Raw genomic sequence first — 18,479 nt, 5'->3', positions numbered from 1 at the left:
CGGACGGTCGCGGGTAGGTGTCCTTGCATGGCGGACACCAAACGCGAGATCGAACGGAAGTACGAAGCCACCGAAGACACCCGGCTGCCCGACCTGACGCGGGCGGCCGGGGTCGACCGGGTCGCCCCGCGCGGCCGGATGGAGCTCGACGCCGTCTACTGGGACACCGCCGACCTCCGCCTCGCCGCCGACTCCCTCACCCTGCGCCGCAGGACCGGCGGGGACGACGAGGGCTGGCACGTGAAGTTCCCCGTCGCGCTCGGCGTCCGGGACGAGATCCACGAACCGCTCTCCGACACCCTGCCGCCCTCGCTGGCCGCTCTTCTGCGCTCCCGGGTCCGCGACGCGGAGATCGCCCCGGTCGTCCGGCTGCTCTCCTCGCGGGACGTCCACCACCTGCTGGCCGACGACGGCACGCTCCTGGCCGAGGTCAGCGTCGACACGGTGCTCGCGGAGCGGCTCGCGGGGGAGGGGAGCGGCACCAGCGCCGCCTGGACCGAGATCGAGGTCGAGCTGGCCGACGACGGCGACCCGGCCGTCCTGGACGCCGTCGAGAAGCGGCTCCGCAAGGCGGGAGTGCGCCCCGCGGGATCCTCCTCGAAGCTCGCCCGGGCGCTGGCGGAGACGACACCGGACCGGGACGGCGAGGAGCCCGGAGAGGACGTGCCGCAGACCGCGGGCGACCACGTCCTCGCCTACGTACGGAAGCAGATCGCCACGATCGTCCGCCTCGACCCCGCCGTCCGCCGCGACCTGCCCGACTCCGTGCACAAGATGCGCGTCGCCACCCGCCGGCTGCGCAGCGCCTTCAAGACCCACCGCAAGATCCTCGACCGCGGGGTCACCGACCCCCTCGGTGCGGAGCTCAAGTGGCTCGCCGCCGAACTGGGCCTCGACCGCGACCAGGAAGTCCTGGACGAGCGCATCGGCTCCCGCGTCGAGGCCCTGCCCGCCACCCTGGCCCTCGGCCCGGTACGCGGCCGGCTCCGCGCCTGGTCGGCCGCCCGCCGCACCGGAGCGCGCCGCAGGATCATCGACGTACTCGACGGGCAGCGGTATCTGGACCTCCTGGAGGCACTCCACGCCCTGAGCGCCGAGCCGCCCCTGCGCCCCGCCGCCCGCAAGGCAGCGGAGAAGGCCCTGCCCCGGGCCGTGCTCAAGGACTACGAGAAGCTCGCGCGCCGTATGGACCACGCCCTGGAGCACCCGCCGGGCCCCGAGCGGGACACCGCCATGCACGAGGCCCGCAAGGCCGCCAAGCGCGCCCGGTACGCGGGTGAGTCGGCCCGCCCCGCGCTCGGCAAGCCCGCCGAGCGGTTCGCGAAACGCGTGAAGGCCGTGCAGTCCGTCCTCGGCGACCACCAGGACAGCGTCGTCGCCCGCGAGGCGCTGCGGACCCTCGCGATCCAGTCGCACGCGGCGGGGGAGACCGCGTTCACCTGGGGACTTCTGTACGGGCGGGAGGAGGCTGCCGCCGAGGCCCGGGAGCGTGAGCTGCCCGAGGTCTGGGCCCGTGCGTCGGCTCCCGGACCGCGGGCGGATCTGAAGGGCCGGTGACCGGGGTACGCTGGATGGTCACCCCTGCCGGCTCACGAAGGTTCGCGAGATGTCTGCCGCATCGGTCTTCCCACAGCTCGAAGCTCTGCTCCCGCATGTGCAGAAGCCCATCCAGTACGTCGGCGGTGAGCTGAACTCCACCGTCAAGGACTGGGACAGCTGTGACGTCCGCTGGACCCTGATGTACCCCGACGCCTACGAGGTCGGGCTCCCCAACCAGGGCGTCATGATCCTCTACGAGGTACTGAACGAGCGCGAGGGCGTCCTCGCCGAGCGCACGTACAGCGTCTGGCCGGACCTCGAAGAGCTGATGCGCGAGCACGACGTGCCGCAGTTCACCGTGGACAGCCACCGCCCCGTCGGCGCGTTCGACGTCTTCGGGCTCAGCTTCTCCACCGAGCTGGGCTACACCAACATGCTCACCGCCCTGGACCTGGCGGGCATCCCGCTGGAGTCCAAGGACCGCACGGTGGACCACCCGATCGTCCTCGCGGGCGGCCACGCCGCGTTCAACCCCGAGCCGATCGCGGACTTCATCGACTGCGCGGTCGTCGGCGACGGCGAGCAGGCCGTCCTGGAGATCACCGAGATCATCCGCGCCTGGAAGGCCGAGGGCCGCCCTGGCGGGCGCGACGAGGTGCTCTTCCGGCTCTCGAAGACCGGCGGCGTCTACGTCCCGCGCTTCTACGACGTCGAGTACCTCCCCGACGGCCGCATCGGCCGCGTCGTGCCCAACCGGTCCGGCGTGCCGTGGCGGGTCTCCAAGCACACGGTGATGGACCTCGACGAGTGGCCCTACCCCAAGCAGCCCCTCGTCCCGCTCGCGGAGACCGTCCACGAGCGGATGTCCGTGGAGATCTTCCGCGGCTGCACCCGCGGCTGCCGCTTCTGCCAGGCCGGCATGATCACGCGCCCCGTGCGGGAGCGAAGCATCACCGGCATCGGCGAGATGGTCGACAAGGGACTCAAGGCGACCGGCTTCGAGGAGGTCGGCCTCCTCTCGCTCTCCTCCGCCGACCACAGCGAGATCGGTGACATCGCCAAGGGCCTCGCCGACCGCTACACCGACGACAAGATCGGCCTCTCGCTGCCCTCGACCCGCGTCGACGCGTTCAACGTGGACCTGGCCAACGAGCTGACCCGCAACGGGCGCCGCTCCGGCCTCACCTTCGCCCCCGAGGGCGGCTCCGAGCGCATGCGCAAGGTCATCAACAAGATGGTCTCGGAGGAGGACCTGATCCGCACGGTCGCCACCGCCTACGGCAACGGTTGGCGCCAGGTGAAGCTGTACTTCATGTGCGGCCTGCCCACCGAGACCGACGAGGACGTCCTCCAGATCGGCGACATGGCGGTCAACGTCATCGCCAAGGGCCGCGAGGTCTCCGGCCAGAACGACATCCGCTGCACCGTCTCCATCGGCGGGTTCGTGCCCAAGCCGCACACCCCCTTCCAGTGGGCCCCGCAGCTCAGCGCCGAGGACACCGACGCCCGGCTCAAGAAGCTCCGCGACAAGATCCGGGGCGACAAGAAGTACGGCCGCTCCATCGGCTTCCGCTACCACGACGGCAAGCCCGGCATCGTCGAGGGCCTCCTCTCGCGCGGCGACCGCCGCGTCGGCTCCGTCATCCGCGCGGTCTACGAGTCCGGCGGCCGCTTCGACGGCTGGCGCGAGCACTTCAGCTACGACCTCTGGATGAACTGCGCCGAGAAGACGCTCCCCGAGTTCGGTGTCGACGTCGACTGGTACACCACCCGCGAGCGCACCTACGAGGAGGTCCTGCCCTGGGACCACCTCGACTCCGGCCTGGACAAGGACTGGCTCTGGGAGGACTGGCAGGACGCGCTCGACGAGACCGAGGTCGAGGACTGCCGCTGGACCCCCTGCTTCGACTGCGGCGTCTGCCCGCAGCTCGACCTGGACATCCAGATCGGCCCCACCGGCAAGAAGCTCCTGCCGCTGAGCGTGGTGAACAAGTAGCCGCTCCTCCGCCCGCGAGGGCGCTGATCGCAGGCCCGGTCCGGCAACCCCGGACCGGGCCTGACGCGTCCTTGTCGACATGGACTACGGCAAGCACCAGGCGTCCCAGGGATACGAGCCCGGCGAAGGGATCCTGACCACCCTGATCAGGATCCCGGTCCGGATCGTCGTCCTGGTGCTCGTCCTGCCCGCCCGCATGGTCTGGGACGCGCTCACCGCGCTCTGGCACGCCGCCGACCGCGTCCTGCTGCGCCCGCTCGGCCGGGCCCTCCGGTGGCTCCTCGACACGCTCGTCCTGACCCCGCTGGCCTGGCTGTACACCTGGGTCCTCACCCCCCTCGGCAAGGGCGCCGCCTGGCTGGCCGCCGTCCTGCTCGTCCGGCTCTGGATCGGCCTGTGGCGGTACGTGATCGTCCCCGTCGCCCGCTACGGGATCGCCGCGCCGGCGGTGTGGCTGTACGCCAACGTCCTCACTCCGCTGGGCCGCGGGCTGCGGTGGATCGGCACCGCCCTGCTCCTCCCGGCGCTGCACGGCCTCGGCTGGCTGCTCACCGTGCTCCTGATCGTGCCGCTGGAGTTCCTGTGGCGGTACGTGGCCGTCCCGGTGGTGCGTTACGGCCTGGTCGTCCCGGTGGTGTGGCTGTACGAAGCCGTCCTCACGCCGATCGGCCGCGGCACGGTCCGGGTCCTGAGCACGCTGTGGCAGGGCACGGCCTGGATTCTGGGCCGGCTCCGGCGGGGGATCGCGGCCACCGGACGCGGTCTCGGCCTGGCGGTCGCCTGGCTGGTGACGGCGCTGCTGGTCGCGCCCCTCGTCTGGACCTACCGCCGCATCCTCACCCCGGTCGGCCGGGAGATCGCCGCCGCGTTCGAGGTCGCCTGGCGGATCGCCGGATACGTCTCCCGGGCCGTCGGCCGGGCCCTCGCCGCGATCACCTGGTGCCTGATCGGCGCACCGGTCTCCTGGGCGTACCGCACGGTGTGCACCCCCGTCGGCCACTTCCTGCGCGACGCGCTCTGGGCCCCGGCCCGGCGCGCCGCCGCCGAAGCGGGCCGGGCCGCCCGCTCGGCCCTCGCCACCGCCCGGGAAACCGTGCGCCAGGCACGTCGCGACGCCTGGCGGGCGCTGGTCGGCGCCCCGGGCGGCGAACGGTCCGGGGAACCGCGAGGGATCCCTGCGCGTACTCTGGGTAGTACAACGACTGTCCCCAGCGCGGCGCAGGCGTCCGAGACCCCTCTGGGCGGCGATCCATTCGCCAAACAGGGGTGAGCCGGAGCGGCACCCCGGGGACCACCCGTATTTCGTGGGCGGCGCGCCACCGCGCCCGCCCCGCACCGAGGAGAAGAACCACTGGGCAAGCGACAGCCCGAAGGCCCGCCGCCCGCACCGGCAGTGCAGCGCATCCGCCTGCGCTACACCAAGCGCGGCCGCCTCCGGTTCACCAGTCACCGAGACTTCCAGCGGGCCTTCGAGCGGGCACTGCGCCGCTCCGAGGTGCCGATGGCGTACTCGGCGGGCTTCACGCCCCACCCCAAGGTCTCCTACGCCAATGCCGCACCCACCGGCACGGGCAGCGAGGCGGAGTTCCTGGAGATCGCCCTCACCGAGGCGCGGGACCCCGAGGTCCTGCGCGGACTGCTCGACGCGTCCATGCCGGCCGGCCTCGACATCGTCGACGCGGTCGAGGCCCGCACCCCGGGCCTGGCCGAACGGCTCACCGCCTCCGTCTGGGAGATGCGCCTGGACGGCGTCGGCCCCGAGGACGTCCGGACGGCCGTGGCAGCGTTCAACGACGCCGAGACCGTCGAGGTCCAGCGCAAGGCCAAGAACGGCATCCGGACGTTCGACGCCCGCGCCGCCGTCGCCGACCTGCGGGTCGTCGACGCTCCGGCCGATAGGCCGGGTGAGCAGCCTTGTGCGATACTGCGCCTGGTTGTTCGGCACGTGACACCTGCCGTGCGACCCGACGACGTCCTGTCCGGTCTCCGAGCTGTGGCCGACCTGGCGCCGCCGGTCCCCGCAGCGGTGACCAGGCTGGCGCAGGGGCTCTTCGACGAGGAGTCCGGCACGGTGACCGACCCTCTCGCGCCCGACCGCGAGGCCGCCCCGACCGCATATCCCGCGGTCGCCGGGGCAGCCGTCGCGACGGCGCCGGAAGGCGCAGGTTCCGCGTAAGGCGGTCGTTGTAGCGCAGCCCTCCGACCCGGGAGCCACCTGGGTCGGGCCGCGCACTGACCCACAAGACTTTCGCCAGGCCGTACGCACACCGCATACGGAACCGGCGAGCCAGACATCAGTTCCCGTGCGGCGCCCGCGCCCCGGACGGCGGTATCGCACCACTGCGGACCGAGCCGGACCGGAATCAGACGCGGCGCCCGGGAGCACGACGGGAGAACCGCCCGCATGCCTCAGCCGAACGAACCCGGCACGACCGGGAACAACGAAGAGAACACCCCCGGGGACAAGCTGCCGCCGCGCCGCAGGCGCCGCGCCGCCTCCCGCCCCGCCGGCCCGCCCGGCGGCCCCGTGAGCGCCGCCGAGGACGTCACGCCGGCCCCGCCGGCCGAGGCGTCCGCCGCCCCGGCCACGGACGACACGCCCGGCGAGACGGTCGCCGAGACCGCCCCGCCCGCCCGTGCGCGCCGCCGCGCCGTGCGCAAGGCCACCGCGCCCGCCGGGGCCCCCGCGCCGGTGGAGGCGGAGACCGCCGGGCCCGCCCCGGTCACCGAGCCCCCCGCGCAGCCCGCCGCCGACGAGGAGCCCGCCGCACCGGCGCCGCGCGCCCGCCGTCGCGCGGTCCGCAAGGCGACGGCCCCGGCCGGTGCGCCGCAGTCCGCCGAGGCCCCCGCCCCGGTCGTCGAGACCCCGGCCGAGCCCGCCCCGGAACCCGCGGCCGAGGAAGAGACCGAGGTCGCCGTGGAGAGCCCCGACGAGGTCCCGGCGCCCCGCCGCCGTCGCGCCTCCCGCAAGGCCACTTCGCCCGCCGGCGCCCCGCAGTCCGCTGAGGCCCCCGTGGTCGTCGAGCCCGCAGCCGAAGCCGCTGTCGCCGAGCCCGCCCAGGCCGCCGAGCCCGCCCAGGCCGCCGAGCCCGCCCAGGCCGCCGAGCCCGCTGCCGCGGAGCCCGCCGCCCCGCGTGGCCGTACCCGCCGTCGCGCCTCCGCCCCGGCCGGTGCGCCGCAGGCCGCCACGCCCGTCGCCGAGCCGGTGACCCAGCCGGAGCCGGCCGTGGCCGAGCCCGCCGCCCCCGAGGCCACGGAGGAGGCGCCCGCCCCGCGCAGCCGCCGCCGTGCGTCCCGCAAGGCGTCCGCGCCCGCCGGCGCCCCGCAGGTCACCGAGACCGCCGAGAGCGTGGAGGAGCCCGTCGAGACCGGCGAGAGCCTGCCCGCCGCCGTAGCCGAGGGGCTCGCCGCCGAGGCGGACGAGGTCGAGGAGGCAGCCCCGCGCGGACGCCAGCGCCGCCGCGCCACCGCCGCCGGCCGCCCCGAGTTCACGGCCAAGACCGAGGAGCCGACCCGCAAGGGCCGCCGCGCGACGCGCCCCGCCGTCGCCGTCTTCCAGGCCCCGGTCTTCGCCGAGCCGATGTTCCAGACCCCCGAGACCGCGGCAGCCGCCGCGGCGGCTGCCGGTTCCACCTCGCCCTACGAAGAGGTGGACGAGGCCGAGGAGCAGCAGACCGCCGAGGCCGAGCAGAGCGCCGCGCCCGCCGAGGCCGCGCCGCAGGGTGGTTCGCGTCGTCGTCGCCGCCGCCGTGGCGAGGCGGAGGCGACCGAGCAGGCCGCCGAGCCCGCCGCCCCGGCCCAGGCGCCCGCCGAGCACGAGGAGCCCGCCGACGAGGCCCCCGAGGCCGAGACGGACGAGCACGAGGGCGAGGACACCGACGAGTACGGCGACCGTCCCTCGCGCCGTCGTCGCCGTGGTGGCCGTCGCCGCCGTCGTGGCGAGGCCAACGACATGGACGACGAGCAGACCACCGAGGACGCGCCCGCGCCCGCCCGCGCCGAGGAGCCCCGCTCCGAGGACGAGCACGACGGTGGCCGCGGCCAGGACCAGGAGGCCGCCGAGGAGGGCGACGAGGACGACGACTCCTCGGCCTCCGGTTCGAGCAGCAGCTCCCGCCGCCGCCGCCGTCGCCGTCGCCGCAGCGGTGACGCCGCAGTCGACGCCGACAACGGCCCCGACGACCCGGAGCGTACGGTCGTCAAGGTCCGCGAGCCGCGCAAGAAGGAGGAGCGCGAGCCGGGCACCGGCTTCGACGAGGTCCAGTCCATCAAGGGTTCGACCCGGATGGAGGCCAAGAAGCAGCGCCGCCGCGAGGGCCGCGAGCAGGGCCGCCGCCGGGTCCCGATCATCACCGAGGCGGAGTTCCTCGCCCGCCGCGAGGCTGTCGAGCGCGTGATGGTCGTCCGCCAGAACGGCGAGCGCACCCAGATCGGCGTCCTCGAGGACAACGTGCTCGTCGAGCACTACGTCAACAAGGAGCAGGCCACCAGCTACGTCGGCAACGTCTACCTGGGCAAGGTCCAGAACGTGCTGCCGTCCATGGAGGCCGCCTTCGTCGACATCGGCAAGGGCCGCAACGCCGTCCTGTACGCCGGTGAGGTCAACTTCGAGGCGCTCGGCATGGCCCACGGGCCGCGCCGCATCGAGACCGCGCTCAAGTCCGGCCAGTCGGTCCTGGTCCAGGTGACCAAGGACCCGATCGGCCACAAGGGCGCCCGTCTGACGAGCCAGGTCTCCCTGCCCGGCCGCTACCTGGTCTACGTGCCCGAGGGCTCGATGACCGGGATCAGCCGCAAGCTGCCCGACACCGAGCGCTCCCGCCTCAAGACCATCCTCAAGAAGATCGTCCCCGAGGACGCGGGCGTCATCGTGCGCACCGCCGCCGAGGGCGCGAGCGAGGACGAGCTGCGCCGTGACGTCGAGCGGCTCCACCAGCAGTGGGAGGACATCCAGAAGAAGGCGAAGGGCACCAGCGGCTCCAACGCGCCGACGCTGCTCTACGGCGAGCCGGACATGACCGTCCGGGTCGTCCGCGACATCTTCAACGAGGACTTCTCCAAGGTCATCGTCAGCGGCGACGACGCGTGGGAGACCATTTACGGGTACGTCTCGCACGTCGCCCCCGACCTCACCGACCGACTCTCCCGCTGGACCTCCGAGGTCGACGTCTTCGCGACGTACCGCATCGACGAGCAGCTGATGAAGGCGCTGGACCGCAAGGTCTACCTGCCCAGCGGCGGTTCGCTGGTGATCGACAAGACCGAGGCGATGGTCGTCGTCGACGTCAACACCGGCAAGTTCACCGGCCAGGGCGGCAACCTGGAGGAGACCGTCACCAGGAACAACCTGGAGGCGGCCGAGGAGATCGTGCGCCAGCTGCGGCTGCGCGACCTCGGCGGCATCGTCGTCGTCGACTTCATCGACATGGTGCTGGAGTCCAACCGGGACCTCGTGCTGCGACGCCTCCTGGAGTGCCTGGGCCGCGACCGCACCAAGCACCAGGTCGCCGAGGTCACCTCGCTGGGCCTGGTCCAGATGACCCGCAAGCGGGTGGGCCAGGGTCTGCTGGAGTCCTTCTCCGAGACCTGTGTCCACTGCAACGGCCGCGGTGTCATCGTCCACATGGAGCAGCCGGCGTCCGTCGGCGGTGGTGGCGGCAAGAAGTCCAAGAAGCGCGGCCGCGGCGGCGCGGGCCAGGACCACGACCACGACCACGAGCACGGCTCCGACGACCACGTGTCCGCCGAGCCCGTGGAGACGGAGACCGAGGCCGAGCTGGCCGCAGAGGTCGCCGCCCCGGTGGCCGTGGAGCCCGCGGTCAGGGAGGACGACGAGTTCTACAGCAGCCCCGCCGAGGCCGAGGCGGCCGCCTCGCGCCGTGGCCGCCGCAGGGCCTCCCGCAAGGCGTCGGCCCCGGCCGGCACCCCGAAGGCCGAGGCAGCCGCCGAGGCGCCCGTCGCCGAGACCCGGCCCGAGCCGGTCCTCGACACGCCCGCCGAGACCCCGGTCGCGGAGGCTGCTGAGACCCCTGAGGCTCCGGCCGAGTCCGCGCCCCAGGGCCGTACGCGCCGTCGGGCCACCCGGAAGGCCACCGCCCCGGCGGGTGCGCCGAAGCAGGCCGAAGCGGCGGAGCCGGCGCAGCCGGCCGAGCCCAGCACGGACCCGGTCGCGGTCGAGGACCCGGTCGTCGAGGCGCCCGCCGCCGAGACCCCGGCCCCGGCGGAGCAGGCCCCCGGGGCCGAGGCCCCCGTGGCCGCCCCGCCGCGTGCCCGCCGCCGCGTGACCCGTAAGGTCACCGCTCCGGCCGGCTCGCCCACCGGGTCGGACGACGCGGAGATCGTCGTGGTCGCTTCGGCGCCCGAGGCGAAGGCGTCCGAGGCGAAGGAGACCGACACGGAGGCGTCCGAGGCGAAGGCCCCGGAGCCCGAGGACCGGTCGGCCGAGGCAGCCGCGGATTCCGAGCCCGCTGAAGCCGCCCCGGCGAAGAAGACGGCCCGCAAGGCCGCCGCCAAGAAGGCCCCGGCGAAGAAGGCGGCGGCCAAGAAGACCGTCGCGAAGAAGACCGCCGCGAAGAAGACGACGGCGAAGACGGCCGCGAAGAAGGCGACGAAGAAGACCGTCGCCGCCGAGCAGTCGTCGCCGTCCGTGACGGTCAACGCGCCCTCGGCGGAGGGCGAGTCGTCGGCGAGCTGATACATCCGTAACCGGTTGTTCACTTCAGGTGTCCCGCTCCGAGCCCGTCGGGGCGGGACACCTGCTTTGTTTCAGAACTGATGCAAGCACCGGTTAACGAGCCCGAAATGGGCCGAGAAATCCCTGATAATGTGACGACGGTTGCCCTACCTGTGTCGTTTCTCGGCGAAACTTACAGGCGGTGACAAGGCCCGGCGGGGATTCCGGCCGGGCCGGATCCCTCGGCAGGGCGTCGGCATTGCGCCGGTGGGGTTATGCGCGACCTCGTAAGGCGTCCCGCACCCAGAGCTCTGCCCGGTAACGAGCTCTTGCGGTGTTCAAGGAGGACGTTCATGTCGAGCATCAACGAGCAGCCGATTCCTGCTGCCCGCCCCGTCATCGGGGAAGACGAGATCGAGGCCGCGGTACGCGTACTGCGCAGCGGTCGCGTCGTGCAGGGCCCGGAGGTCGCGGCCTTCGAGGAAGGCTTCTCGCGGCTGGTCGACGACCGGCACTGCGTCGCCGTCAACTCGGGCACCTCGGCTCTGCACCTGCTGCTGCTGGCCCTGGGCATCGGCCCCGGCGACGAGGTGATCGTCCCCTCCTTCTCCTTCGCGGCCTCCGCCAACGCCGTCCGCCTGGTCGGCGCCGACGTGGTGTTCGCCGACATCGAGCCCGGCAGCTTCGGCCTCGACCCGGCCGCCGTCGAAGCCGCGATCACGCCGCGCACCGCCGCGATCATGCCGGTGCACCTCTACGGTCACCCCGCCGCGATGGACAAGCTCATGCCCATCGCCGAGAAGCACGGGCTCGCCGTCGTCGAGGACGCCTGCCAGGCCCACGCGGCGGCGCTGAACGGCACCCCGGTCGGCGCGTTCGGCGCGGGCGGTACCTTCAGCTTCTACCCGACCAAGAACATGCACTCCCTCGAAGGCGGCATGGTCTCCACGGCCGACGCCGAACTGGCCCGGACCCTGCGCCTGCTGCGCAACCAGGGCATGGAGCAGCGCTACGCCAACGAGATCGTCGGCGCCAACATGCGGATGACCGACGTGTCCGCCGCCGTCGGCCGCGTACAGCTCGGCAAGCTGGAGGGCTGGACCGAGCAGCGCCGCGCCAACGCCGCGTACCTCGACGCCCACATCACCGCCGCGGCCGTCACCACGCCGCCGGTCGCCGAGGGCGCGCGGCACATCTACCACCAGTACACCGTGCGCATCCAGGGCGACCGGGACGCCGCGATGGCGAAGCTCACCGAGGCGGGCGTCGGCAACGCGGTCTACTACCCGACGCCGATCCACCGCCTGAAGCCCTACTGGGAGCCGGACCAGAAGGCGGGCCGCACCTGGGACCTGCCCGAGACCGAGAAGGCCGCAGCCGAGGTCGTCTCGCTGCCCGTTCACCCTTCGCTCACCCAGGGCGACCTGGAGCGCATCGTCACCGCCGTGAACGACCTCGGGGAGAACCTGTGACCGCCGTACTCAAGGCCGGGCTCGTCGGCCTCGGCTCCATGGGGCGCCACCACGCCCGCGTCCTCGCGAGCCTGGAAGGCGTCGAACTGGTCGGCGTCGTCGACCCGATGGGCGACAAGAACGGCTGGGCCCAGGGCGCACCCGTGCTCTCCACCGTCGAGGAGCTCATCGCCCTCGGCATCGACTACGCCGTCGTGGCCTGCCCGACCGCGCTGCACGAGGAGGTCGGCCTCCAGCTCGCCGACGCCGGCGTCAGCGCCCTGATCGAGAAGCCGCTCGCCGACACCGTCGAGGGCGCCCGCCGCCTCGTCGACGCCTTCGAGTCACGCGGCCTCGTCGCCGGCGTCGGCCACATCGAACGCTGCAACCCCGCCCTGCTCTCGCTCCGCGCCCGCCTGGAGGCCGGCGAGCTGGGCGACGTCTACCAGGTCGTCACCCGCCGCCAGGGCCCCTTCCCGCACCGGATCGCCGACGTCGGCGTGGTCAAGGACCTGGCCACCCACGACATCGACCTGACGGGCTGGGTCACCGGCCAGACGTACAGGTCGATCGCGGCGCACACCGTCTCCAAGTCGGGCCGCCCGCACGAGGACATGGTCTCCGCGGTGGGCCAGCTCTCCGACGGCACGATGGTCAACCACCTGGTCAACTGGCTGAGCCCGCTCAAGGAACGATTCACCTCGGTCACCGGCGAGCGCGGCTGCTTCATCGCCGACACCCTCACCGCCGACCTCACGTTCCACTCCAACGCCGCCGTCGCCACCGAGTGGGAGGCGCTGCGCGCCTTCCGCGGGGTCGCCGAGGGCGACATGATCCGTTACGCCATCCCCAAGCGCGAGCCGCTGCTTGTCGAGCACGAGCTGTTCCGCGACGCTGTGCAGGGCAAGCCCGCCGACATCTGCACGCTCCGGCAGGGGCTGCGTACCGTCGAGGTGGCGACATCGCTGCTCGACTCGGCCAACCGTGGCCAGACCGTCGTATTCGAGACAGGAGAGCCTGCCCGCCATGGCGATTGACAGCTCGGCCGAGAGGCCGCAGCGCACTTCCCGGGGAAAGATCGTCATGCTCGTCGACAACGGCGTCAACGGCGATTCCCGGGTGCAGAAGGAAGCCCGCTCGGCGGCGGAGGCCGGGTGGGACGTGGTGCTTCTGGGCAAGTCGCCCACCAAGAAGTCCCAGAAGTGGTGGCTCGGCGATGCCGAGGTCCGCCTGCTGCACGTGCCGACGCCCATGCACCGCCGCCGTCATGAGTACCGCAGGGCCGTTCTGCGTTCGCCTCTCGCGTATCCGCCCGGTCCGCTCGCGGAGTACCGCAAGCAGCGGATGAAGGCGTGGCGCGCGGAGCTGAACGTCCGGAGCGTCGAGGCCAGGCGCAACGGTTCCTCACTCGGCGTGGCACGTCTGCTGCCCCCGCGTCTGCTGGCGAAGACGCTGAGCAAGTGGGTCCGCTTCCGGGCCGGCCGTACGGAGGCGCTCGCGCAGCGCCGCAAGAGCATGGACTCGCCGCTGGACCGCTTCACCACCGCCTTCTGGGTCCGCACCATGGGCGACCGGGCCTGGCGGCGCCTCGACCCGGCCCTGTGGGACTTCGAGCTGGCGTACGGGAAGGTCATCGACCGGCTCGAACCCGACGTGATCCACGCCAACGACTTCCGCATGCTCGGCGTGGCCGCGCGGGCGAAGCTGCGCGCCGAGGCCAAGGGCCGCAAGGTCAAGCTCCTCTGGGACGTGCACGAGTTCCTGCCCGGCATCAAGCCCTGGAACCCGCACCCGCGCTGGCACATCGCGCAGTGCGGGCACGAGCGGGAGTACGCCAAGTACGCCGACGCCGTGACCACGGTCTCCGGCACCCTGGCGGAGATGCTGGTCGAGCGCCACGGGCTGAAGGCCCTGCCGGAGGTGGTGCTGAACGCCCCGGACGCCGAGGTCTCCCCGGAGCAGGCCGCGGAGCCCGTGCCCGACCTGCGCGAGCTGTGCGGTATCGGCCCGGACGTCCCCCTGGCGGTCTACAGCGGTGCCGCGGCCCCGCAGCGGGGTCTCGACATCATGATCGAGGGGCTGCCCCAGCTCCCCGGTACGCACGTGGCCTTCGTCGTCCTGCGGCCCAACTCGGCCTACATGCAGGAACTCAAGGAACGAGCTGCCGAACTGGGCGTCTCGGACCGGCTGCACATCCTGCCGTACGTGCCGCACTACCAGGTGGTCCCCTTCCTGTCCGCGGCCAGCGTGGGCGTCATCCCTATCCACCACTGGCCGAACCACGAGATCGCCCTGATCACCAAGTTCTTCGAGTACTCCCACGCCCGTCTGCCGTTCGTCGTGAGCGACGTCAAGACGATGGGGGAGATGGTCGCCCGGACCGGTCAGGGCGAGGTGTTCACCGCCGAGGACGTCTCCGACTACGTACGGGCGGTCAAGTCGGTGCTCGCCGACCCCGCGAAGTACCGCGCGGCCTACGCACGCGAAGGGCTGTTGGAGAACTGGACCTGGGAGGCGCAGGCCGAGGTCCTGGACGGCGTGTACACGCGTCTCACCGGTGCCGCCCCGGTGAAGGCGCAACAGCCGGACTCGCAGGTGATGGCATGACACGAGAGCCCGACGTCACCGTCGTCGTCGCCGTCTACAACACCATGCCGTACCTCACGGAGTGCCTGGACTCCCTGATCCGGCAGAGCATCGGCCCGGAGCGGCTGGAGGTCGTGGCCGTCGACGACGGGTCGACCGACGGGAGCGGTGCCGAGCTCGACCGGTACGCCGAGCGCTACCCCGACGTCGTGAAGGTGCTCCACCAGCCGAACTCGGGCGGCCCCGCCGTGCCCAGCAACCGGGCGCTGGACGTGGCCACCGGCCGTTTCGTCTACTTCATAGGCGCGGACGACCACCTCGGCGAAGAGGCCCTGGAGCGGATGGTCTCCGCCGCCGACGCCAACGGGGCCGACGTGGTCGTCGGGAAGATGGTCGGCACGAACGGCCGGTACGTCCACCAGAAGCTGTACGACGGGAACCACCCCGACATCAGCCTCTACGACTCGGCGTTGCCCTTCACCCTGGCCAACACCAAGCTCTTCCGCCGCGAACTGGTGGAGAAGCACAGCCTCCGCTTTCCTGAGGACATGCCGGTCGGCAGCGACCAGCCGTTCACCATCGAGGCGTGCGTACGGGCCCGGAAGATCTCCGTCGTCTCCGACTACACCTGCTACTACGCGGTCAAGCGCGGCGACGCCAGCAACATCACCTACCGGGCGGACCACCTGGCCAGGCTCCGCTGTGTCGAGCGCATCATCGAGCACACGGCCGGTCTGATCCCCGCGGGTCCGCAGCGCGACGCCGTCCTCAAGCGCCACTTCGACTGGGAGCTGTCCAAGCTTCTCCAGCAGGACTTCCCCGCACTCGATCCGGACACCCGGCGTCAGGTGTGCCAGGGCGTCGGCGCGCTGGTGGACGCCTACTTCACCGACGGCCTGCGCGACGGCACCGGTGTCAAGCGCCGGGTGCGCTTCGGCCTCGCCCGCAGCGGCGCCGTAGAGGAGCTGACCCGCGCCATCGCCGAGGAGACCGAGCACGGTGCGCCGCCCTTCCTGCTGGAAGGGAGCCGCGCGTTCGCGGCCCACCCCGGTTTCAGGGACCCGGCCGTCGGCCTCGACGACCGCTGGTACGAGGTGCTCGGCGAGACGGTGGCGGGCCGCCTCTCCGCCGGTACGCGCCTGGAGTCGGCCGCCTGGGACCAGCACGGCACGGAGCTGTTCTGCGTCGTGAAGCTGCGGGCCGGCATCACAGGGGACACCTCCTCCGCTGTCATCGCCCTGGCCCAGGGCGCCATGCCCCAGAGCGCCGACAAGGCCGGTGCGCGCAAGCTCCCGGCGGACGCCCCGCGCCCGCGGCGCGTCGGCACGCTCACCGCCGGCACCGCGGAGGACGGCGGCACTCTGCTGACCGCCCGCATCCCGCTGGCGGCCACCCGGTCCAAGAGGGGCGTCCGCCTCTATGTGGACGTGGCGGGCTCGACGTACGAGATCCCGGTCCGCACCGACGGGCAGCCGATGCCGCTGGCACGCCGCTGGGGGAGCGATGAGCCCCACCGCGTGGCAGCGAGTACCAACAGCAAGGGCCGGCTCGTGATCACGACGGCCCCCCTGCGGGAACCGAAGCCCGGCGTCGGCGCACGGCTGCGCCGAACGCTGTCCAGGTCGAAGAGGAAGTAACCCCGATGAACATCTGTGTAGTCGCGCTCGGCAAGATCGGGCTTCCGCTCGCCGTGCAGTTCGCCGCCAAGGGCCACAAGGTCATCGGCGCGGACGTCAACGAGAAGGTCGTCGAGCTCGTCAACGCGGCCACCGAGCCGTTCCCCGGCGAGTACGACCTGGACGTCAAGCTGAAGGAGACGGTCGGCGCGGGCCTGCTCTCCGCGACGACGGACACCACGGCCGCGGTCGCCGCGTCCGATGCGGTCGTGGTCGTCGTCCCGCTCTTCGTGGACGCCGAGGGCACCCCGGACTTCGGCTGGATGGACGCCGCCACCAAGGCCATCGCGGCCGGCCTCAAGCCCGGCACCCTGGTCAGCTACGAGACCACGCTCCCGGTCGGCACCACCCGTACCCGCTGGGCGCCGATGCTGGCCGAGGGCTCGGGCCTCACCCCCGGTGAGGACTTCCACCTGGTCTTCTCCCCGGAGCGGGTGCTCACCGGTCGCGTCTTCGCCGACCTGCGCCGCTACCCCAAGCTCGTCGGCGGCATCGACGAGGCGTCCTCCGCGGCGGGCGTCGCCTTCTACGAGGCCGTCCTCGACTTCGACGAGCGCGAGGACCTGCCCCGCCCGAACGGCGTATGGGACCTCGGTACGGCGGAGGCCTCCGAGCTGGCGAAGCTCGCCGAGACCACCTACCGCGACGTCAACATCGGTCTGGCCAACCAGTTCGCCCGGTTCGCCGACCGACACGACATCGACGTCAAGAAGGTCATCGAGGCCTGCAACAGCCAGCCCTACAGCCACATCCACCAGCCCGGCATCGCCGTGGGCGGCCACTGCATCCCGATCTACCCGCGGATGTACCTGTGGAACGACCCGGAGGCGACCGTCGTGCGTTCGGCCCGCGAGGCCAACGCCGCGATGCCCGCCTACGCCGTGGACCTGCTGGCCGCCGCCTACGGCGACCTGGACGGCGTCGGGGTCGTGGTGCTGGGCGCGGCCTACCGCGGCGGCGTCAAGGAGACCGCCTTCTCCGGTGTCTTCGGCGTCGTCGAGGCGCTGAAGGCGCGGGGTGCGGTGCCGTTCGTCTCGGACCCGATGTACACGCCGGAGGAGCTGACCGCCCTGGGCCTCGTCCCGCACGAGGGCCAGGCCGTCACCGCCGCGGTCCTCCAGGCCGACCACGCCGAGTACCGCGAGCTGTCCGCCGCCGACCTCCCGGACGTCCGCGTCCTGGTCGACGGCCGCCGCACGACGGACCCGGCCAACTGGGCGGGCGTGCGCCGCGTCGTCATCGGCGGCTGAGCCGTCCGAAGAGACGGTGAGGGCGGGCGTCCCGCAGGACGCCCGCCCTCACCGTGTGCTCCGCGACTCAACGGAGGCTTGTCTCAACGCTCGGACAGCACGCCGTCCTTCTCGTCGTACAGCGTCCCGCTCTGCGGGCACTCCCACACGCCGGGCTCGTCCGGCCGCTCGGCCAGGCGCACTCCGGCCCGTCCGACCCAGCCGATCTGCCGTGCGGGCACGCCGACGACCAGGGCGAAGTCCGGCACGTCCTTGGTGACCACGGCGCCGGCCGCGACCATCGCCCACCGGCCGACACGGACCGGTGCGACGCAGACCGAGCGCGCGCCGAGGGAGGCGCCCTCGGCGACCTTCACGCCGACCGCCTCCCAGTCGCCGCCGCGCTTCTGCTTGCCTTCCGGGTCGACCGACCGCGGGTTGTGGTCGTTCGTGAGGACGACGGCGGGGCCGACGAAGACGCCGTCGCCGAGCTCGGCGGGCTCGTACACGAGGGCGTAGTTCTGCAGCTTCACGTTGTCGCCGATGCGCACGCCGGTGCCGACGTACGCGCCGCGGCCGACGACGCAGCCCTCGCCGAGCTTCGCTCCCTCACGGATCTGCGCCAGCTCCCAGACACTGGAGCCGTCCCCGATCTCGGCGGTCTCGTCGACCTGGGCGGTGGGCTGGACCCTGTAGTTCACGGCATGCCTTTCGGAGAGCTGATGCGCCCGGAAAGCATAAGGCGGGCGGCTCGGCGGCCCCGGCCCGCGGGCCCCCGCCTCCGGTCCCTCGACCCGGTTTGACCCCCACACCCCGGCCCCGTAACCTTGACCCTCGGTGTGTTTCCGTAATGCGCCTACCCCTGAGCACATCCCTCCCGGTAACGGTCGGTGTCCGCGCCGTCCGCCAGGAGAGGCCGCTCATCCTTCCGGATCGACACGGGCCCCGGCCCGTGCGGGCGGCTGGCATCAGGGGTTCCGTTCCGAGCGAGAGAGAGATCCGCGTGTACGCCATCGTGCGCAGCGGTGGTCGCCAGCACAAGGTTGCTGTCGGCGACATCGTTGAGGTTGACAAGATTTCCACTGCCAAGGTTGGCGACACGGTCGAGCTCTCGACCCTGCTCGTTGTCGACGGTGACGCGGTCACCAGCGACCCGTGGGTGCTGGACGGGATCAAGGTCACGGCCGAGATCGTGGACCACCACAAGGGCGCGAAGATCGACATCCTTCGCTACAAGAACAAGACCGGCTACCGCCGCCGCCAGGGTCACCGCCAGCAGTACACGGCGATCAAGGTCACCGGTATCCCCACGGCTGCGAAGTAAGGGAC

At 72.4% G+C, this 18,479-nt stretch carries 12 protein-coding genes; 11 read left to right on the top strand and 1 reads right to left on the bottom strand.

The genetic code is table 11. The features are described 5' to 3' along the window. Positions 1-27: 27 nt before the first annotated feature. From RNL97_RS10355 to RNL97_RS10310, 10 genes are all read left to right on the top strand, one after another. A complete protein-coding gene (locus RNL97_RS10355) occupies positions 28-1,557 on the top strand; it encodes a CYTH and CHAD domain-containing protein (protein ID WP_030577301.1) in 1,530 nt (509 codons plus the stop codon). Between the two features lie 49 nt (positions 1,558-1,606). Then, positions 1,607-3,535, top strand: a complete 1,929-nt coding sequence (locus RNL97_RS10350) for a TIGR03960 family B12-binding radical SAM protein (protein ID WP_006124401.1) — start codon at positions 1,607-1,609, stop codon at positions 3,533-3,535. Between the two features lie 79 nt (positions 3,536-3,614). Then, positions 3,615-4,805 carry a hypothetical protein gene (locus RNL97_RS10345; protein WP_313750608.1) on the top strand — a complete coding sequence of 397 codons (1,191 nt, stop codon included), beginning with the start codon at positions 3,615-3,617 and terminating at the stop codon, positions 4,803-4,805. Positions 4,806-4,928: 123 nt separating this feature from the next. Continuing rightward, entirely contained in the window at positions 4,929-5,711 is a 783-nt protein-coding gene (locus RNL97_RS10340; RefSeq protein ID WP_030577307.1) for a TIGR03936 family radical SAM-associated protein, read from the top strand. 228 nt (positions 5,712-5,939) lie between these two features. Beyond that, a complete protein-coding gene (locus RNL97_RS10335) occupies positions 5,940-10,229 on the top strand; it encodes an Rne/Rng family ribonuclease (protein ID WP_243314030.1) in 4,290 nt (1,429 codons plus the stop codon). A gap of 332 nt (positions 10,230-10,561) precedes the next feature. Then, the gene (locus tag RNL97_RS10330) at positions 10,562-11,680 is read left to right on the top strand and encodes a DegT/DnrJ/EryC1/StrS family aminotransferase (RefSeq protein WP_243314029.1); all 1,119 of its coding nucleotides are present in this window, start codon (positions 10,562-10,564) and stop codon (positions 11,678-11,680) included. Continuing rightward, a complete protein-coding gene (locus RNL97_RS10325) occupies positions 11,677-12,696 on the top strand; it encodes a Gfo/Idh/MocA family protein (RefSeq protein WP_243314028.1) in 1,020 nt (339 codons plus the stop codon). Before RNL97_RS10330 ends, RNL97_RS10325 begins: the two co-directional genes overlap by 4 nt. Further along, positions 12,686-14,266, top strand: coding sequence for a glycosyltransferase family 4 protein (locus tag RNL97_RS10320; RefSeq protein ID WP_106978382.1), 1,581 nt, complete (start codon positions 12,686-12,688; stop codon positions 14,264-14,266). The genes RNL97_RS10325 and RNL97_RS10320 overlap by 11 nt, the downstream gene beginning before the upstream one ends. Then, positions 14,263-15,882 carry a glycosyltransferase family 2 protein gene (locus RNL97_RS10315; RefSeq protein ID WP_030577322.1) on the top strand — a complete coding sequence of 540 codons (1,620 nt, stop codon included), beginning with the start codon at positions 14,263-14,265 and terminating at the stop codon, positions 15,880-15,882. The genes RNL97_RS10320 and RNL97_RS10315 overlap by 4 nt, the downstream gene beginning before the upstream one ends. 5 nt (positions 15,883-15,887) lie before the next feature. Further along, entirely contained in the window at positions 15,888-17,171 is a 1,284-nt protein-coding gene (locus tag RNL97_RS10310; protein ID WP_030577325.1) for a nucleotide sugar dehydrogenase, read from the top strand. Positions 17,172-17,254: 83 nt separating this feature from the next. Here the strand turns inward: RNL97_RS10310 and RNL97_RS10305 are convergent, their stop codons facing one another. Beyond that, on the bottom strand, positions 17,255-17,851 hold the full coding sequence (locus RNL97_RS10305; RefSeq protein ID WP_030577328.1) for an acyltransferase: 597 nt from the start codon (positions 17,849-17,851) through the stop codon (positions 17,255-17,257). A 302-nt stretch (positions 17,852-18,153) separates the two neighbouring features. On the opposite strand from RNL97_RS10305, the gene rplU reads away from it, so the two are divergent. Beyond that, entirely contained in the window at positions 18,154-18,474 is a 321-nt protein-coding gene (gene rplU, locus RNL97_RS10300; RefSeq protein WP_010062939.1) for a 50S ribosomal protein L21, read from the top strand. Positions 18,475-18,479 lie beyond the last annotated feature (5 nt).

It is taken from the genome of Streptomyces parvus (assembly GCF_032121415.1).
GTDB classification, from domain to species: domain Bacteria; phylum Actinomycetota; class Actinomycetes; order Streptomycetales; family Streptomycetaceae; genus Streptomyces; species Streptomyces globisporus_A.
This window is presented reverse-complemented; position numbering and strand designations above follow the sequence as displayed.

Excerpts from the sequence above, each read along its gene's own strand:
- RNL97_RS10320 (WP_106978382.1), top strand. The coding sequence starts at position 12,686 with ATGGCGATTGACAGCTCGGCCGAGAGGCCGCAGCGCACTTCCCGGGGA.
- RNL97_RS10350 (WP_006124401.1), top strand. The coding sequence starts at position 1,607 with ATGTCTGCCGCATCGGTCTTCCCACAGCTCGAAGCTCTGCTCCCGCAT.
- RNL97_RS10345 (WP_313750608.1), top strand. The coding sequence starts at position 3,615 with ATGGACTACGGCAAGCACCAGGCGTCCCAGGGATACGAGCCCGGCGAA.
- RNL97_RS10355 (WP_030577301.1), top strand. The coding sequence starts at position 28 with ATGGCGGACACCAAACGCGAGATCGAACGGAAGTACGAAGCCACCGAA.
- RNL97_RS10310 (WP_030577325.1), top strand. The coding sequence starts at position 15,888 with ATGAACATCTGTGTAGTCGCGCTCGGCAAGATCGGGCTTCCGCTCGCC.
- RNL97_RS10335 (WP_243314030.1), top strand. The coding sequence starts at position 5,940 with ATGCCTCAGCCGAACGAACCCGGCACGACCGGGAACAACGAAGAGAAC.
- RNL97_RS10315 (WP_030577322.1), top strand. The coding sequence starts at position 14,263 with ATGACACGAGAGCCCGACGTCACCGTCGTCGTCGCCGTCTACAACACC.
- RNL97_RS10330 (WP_243314029.1), top strand. The coding sequence starts at position 10,562 with ATGTCGAGCATCAACGAGCAGCCGATTCCTGCTGCCCGCCCCGTCATC.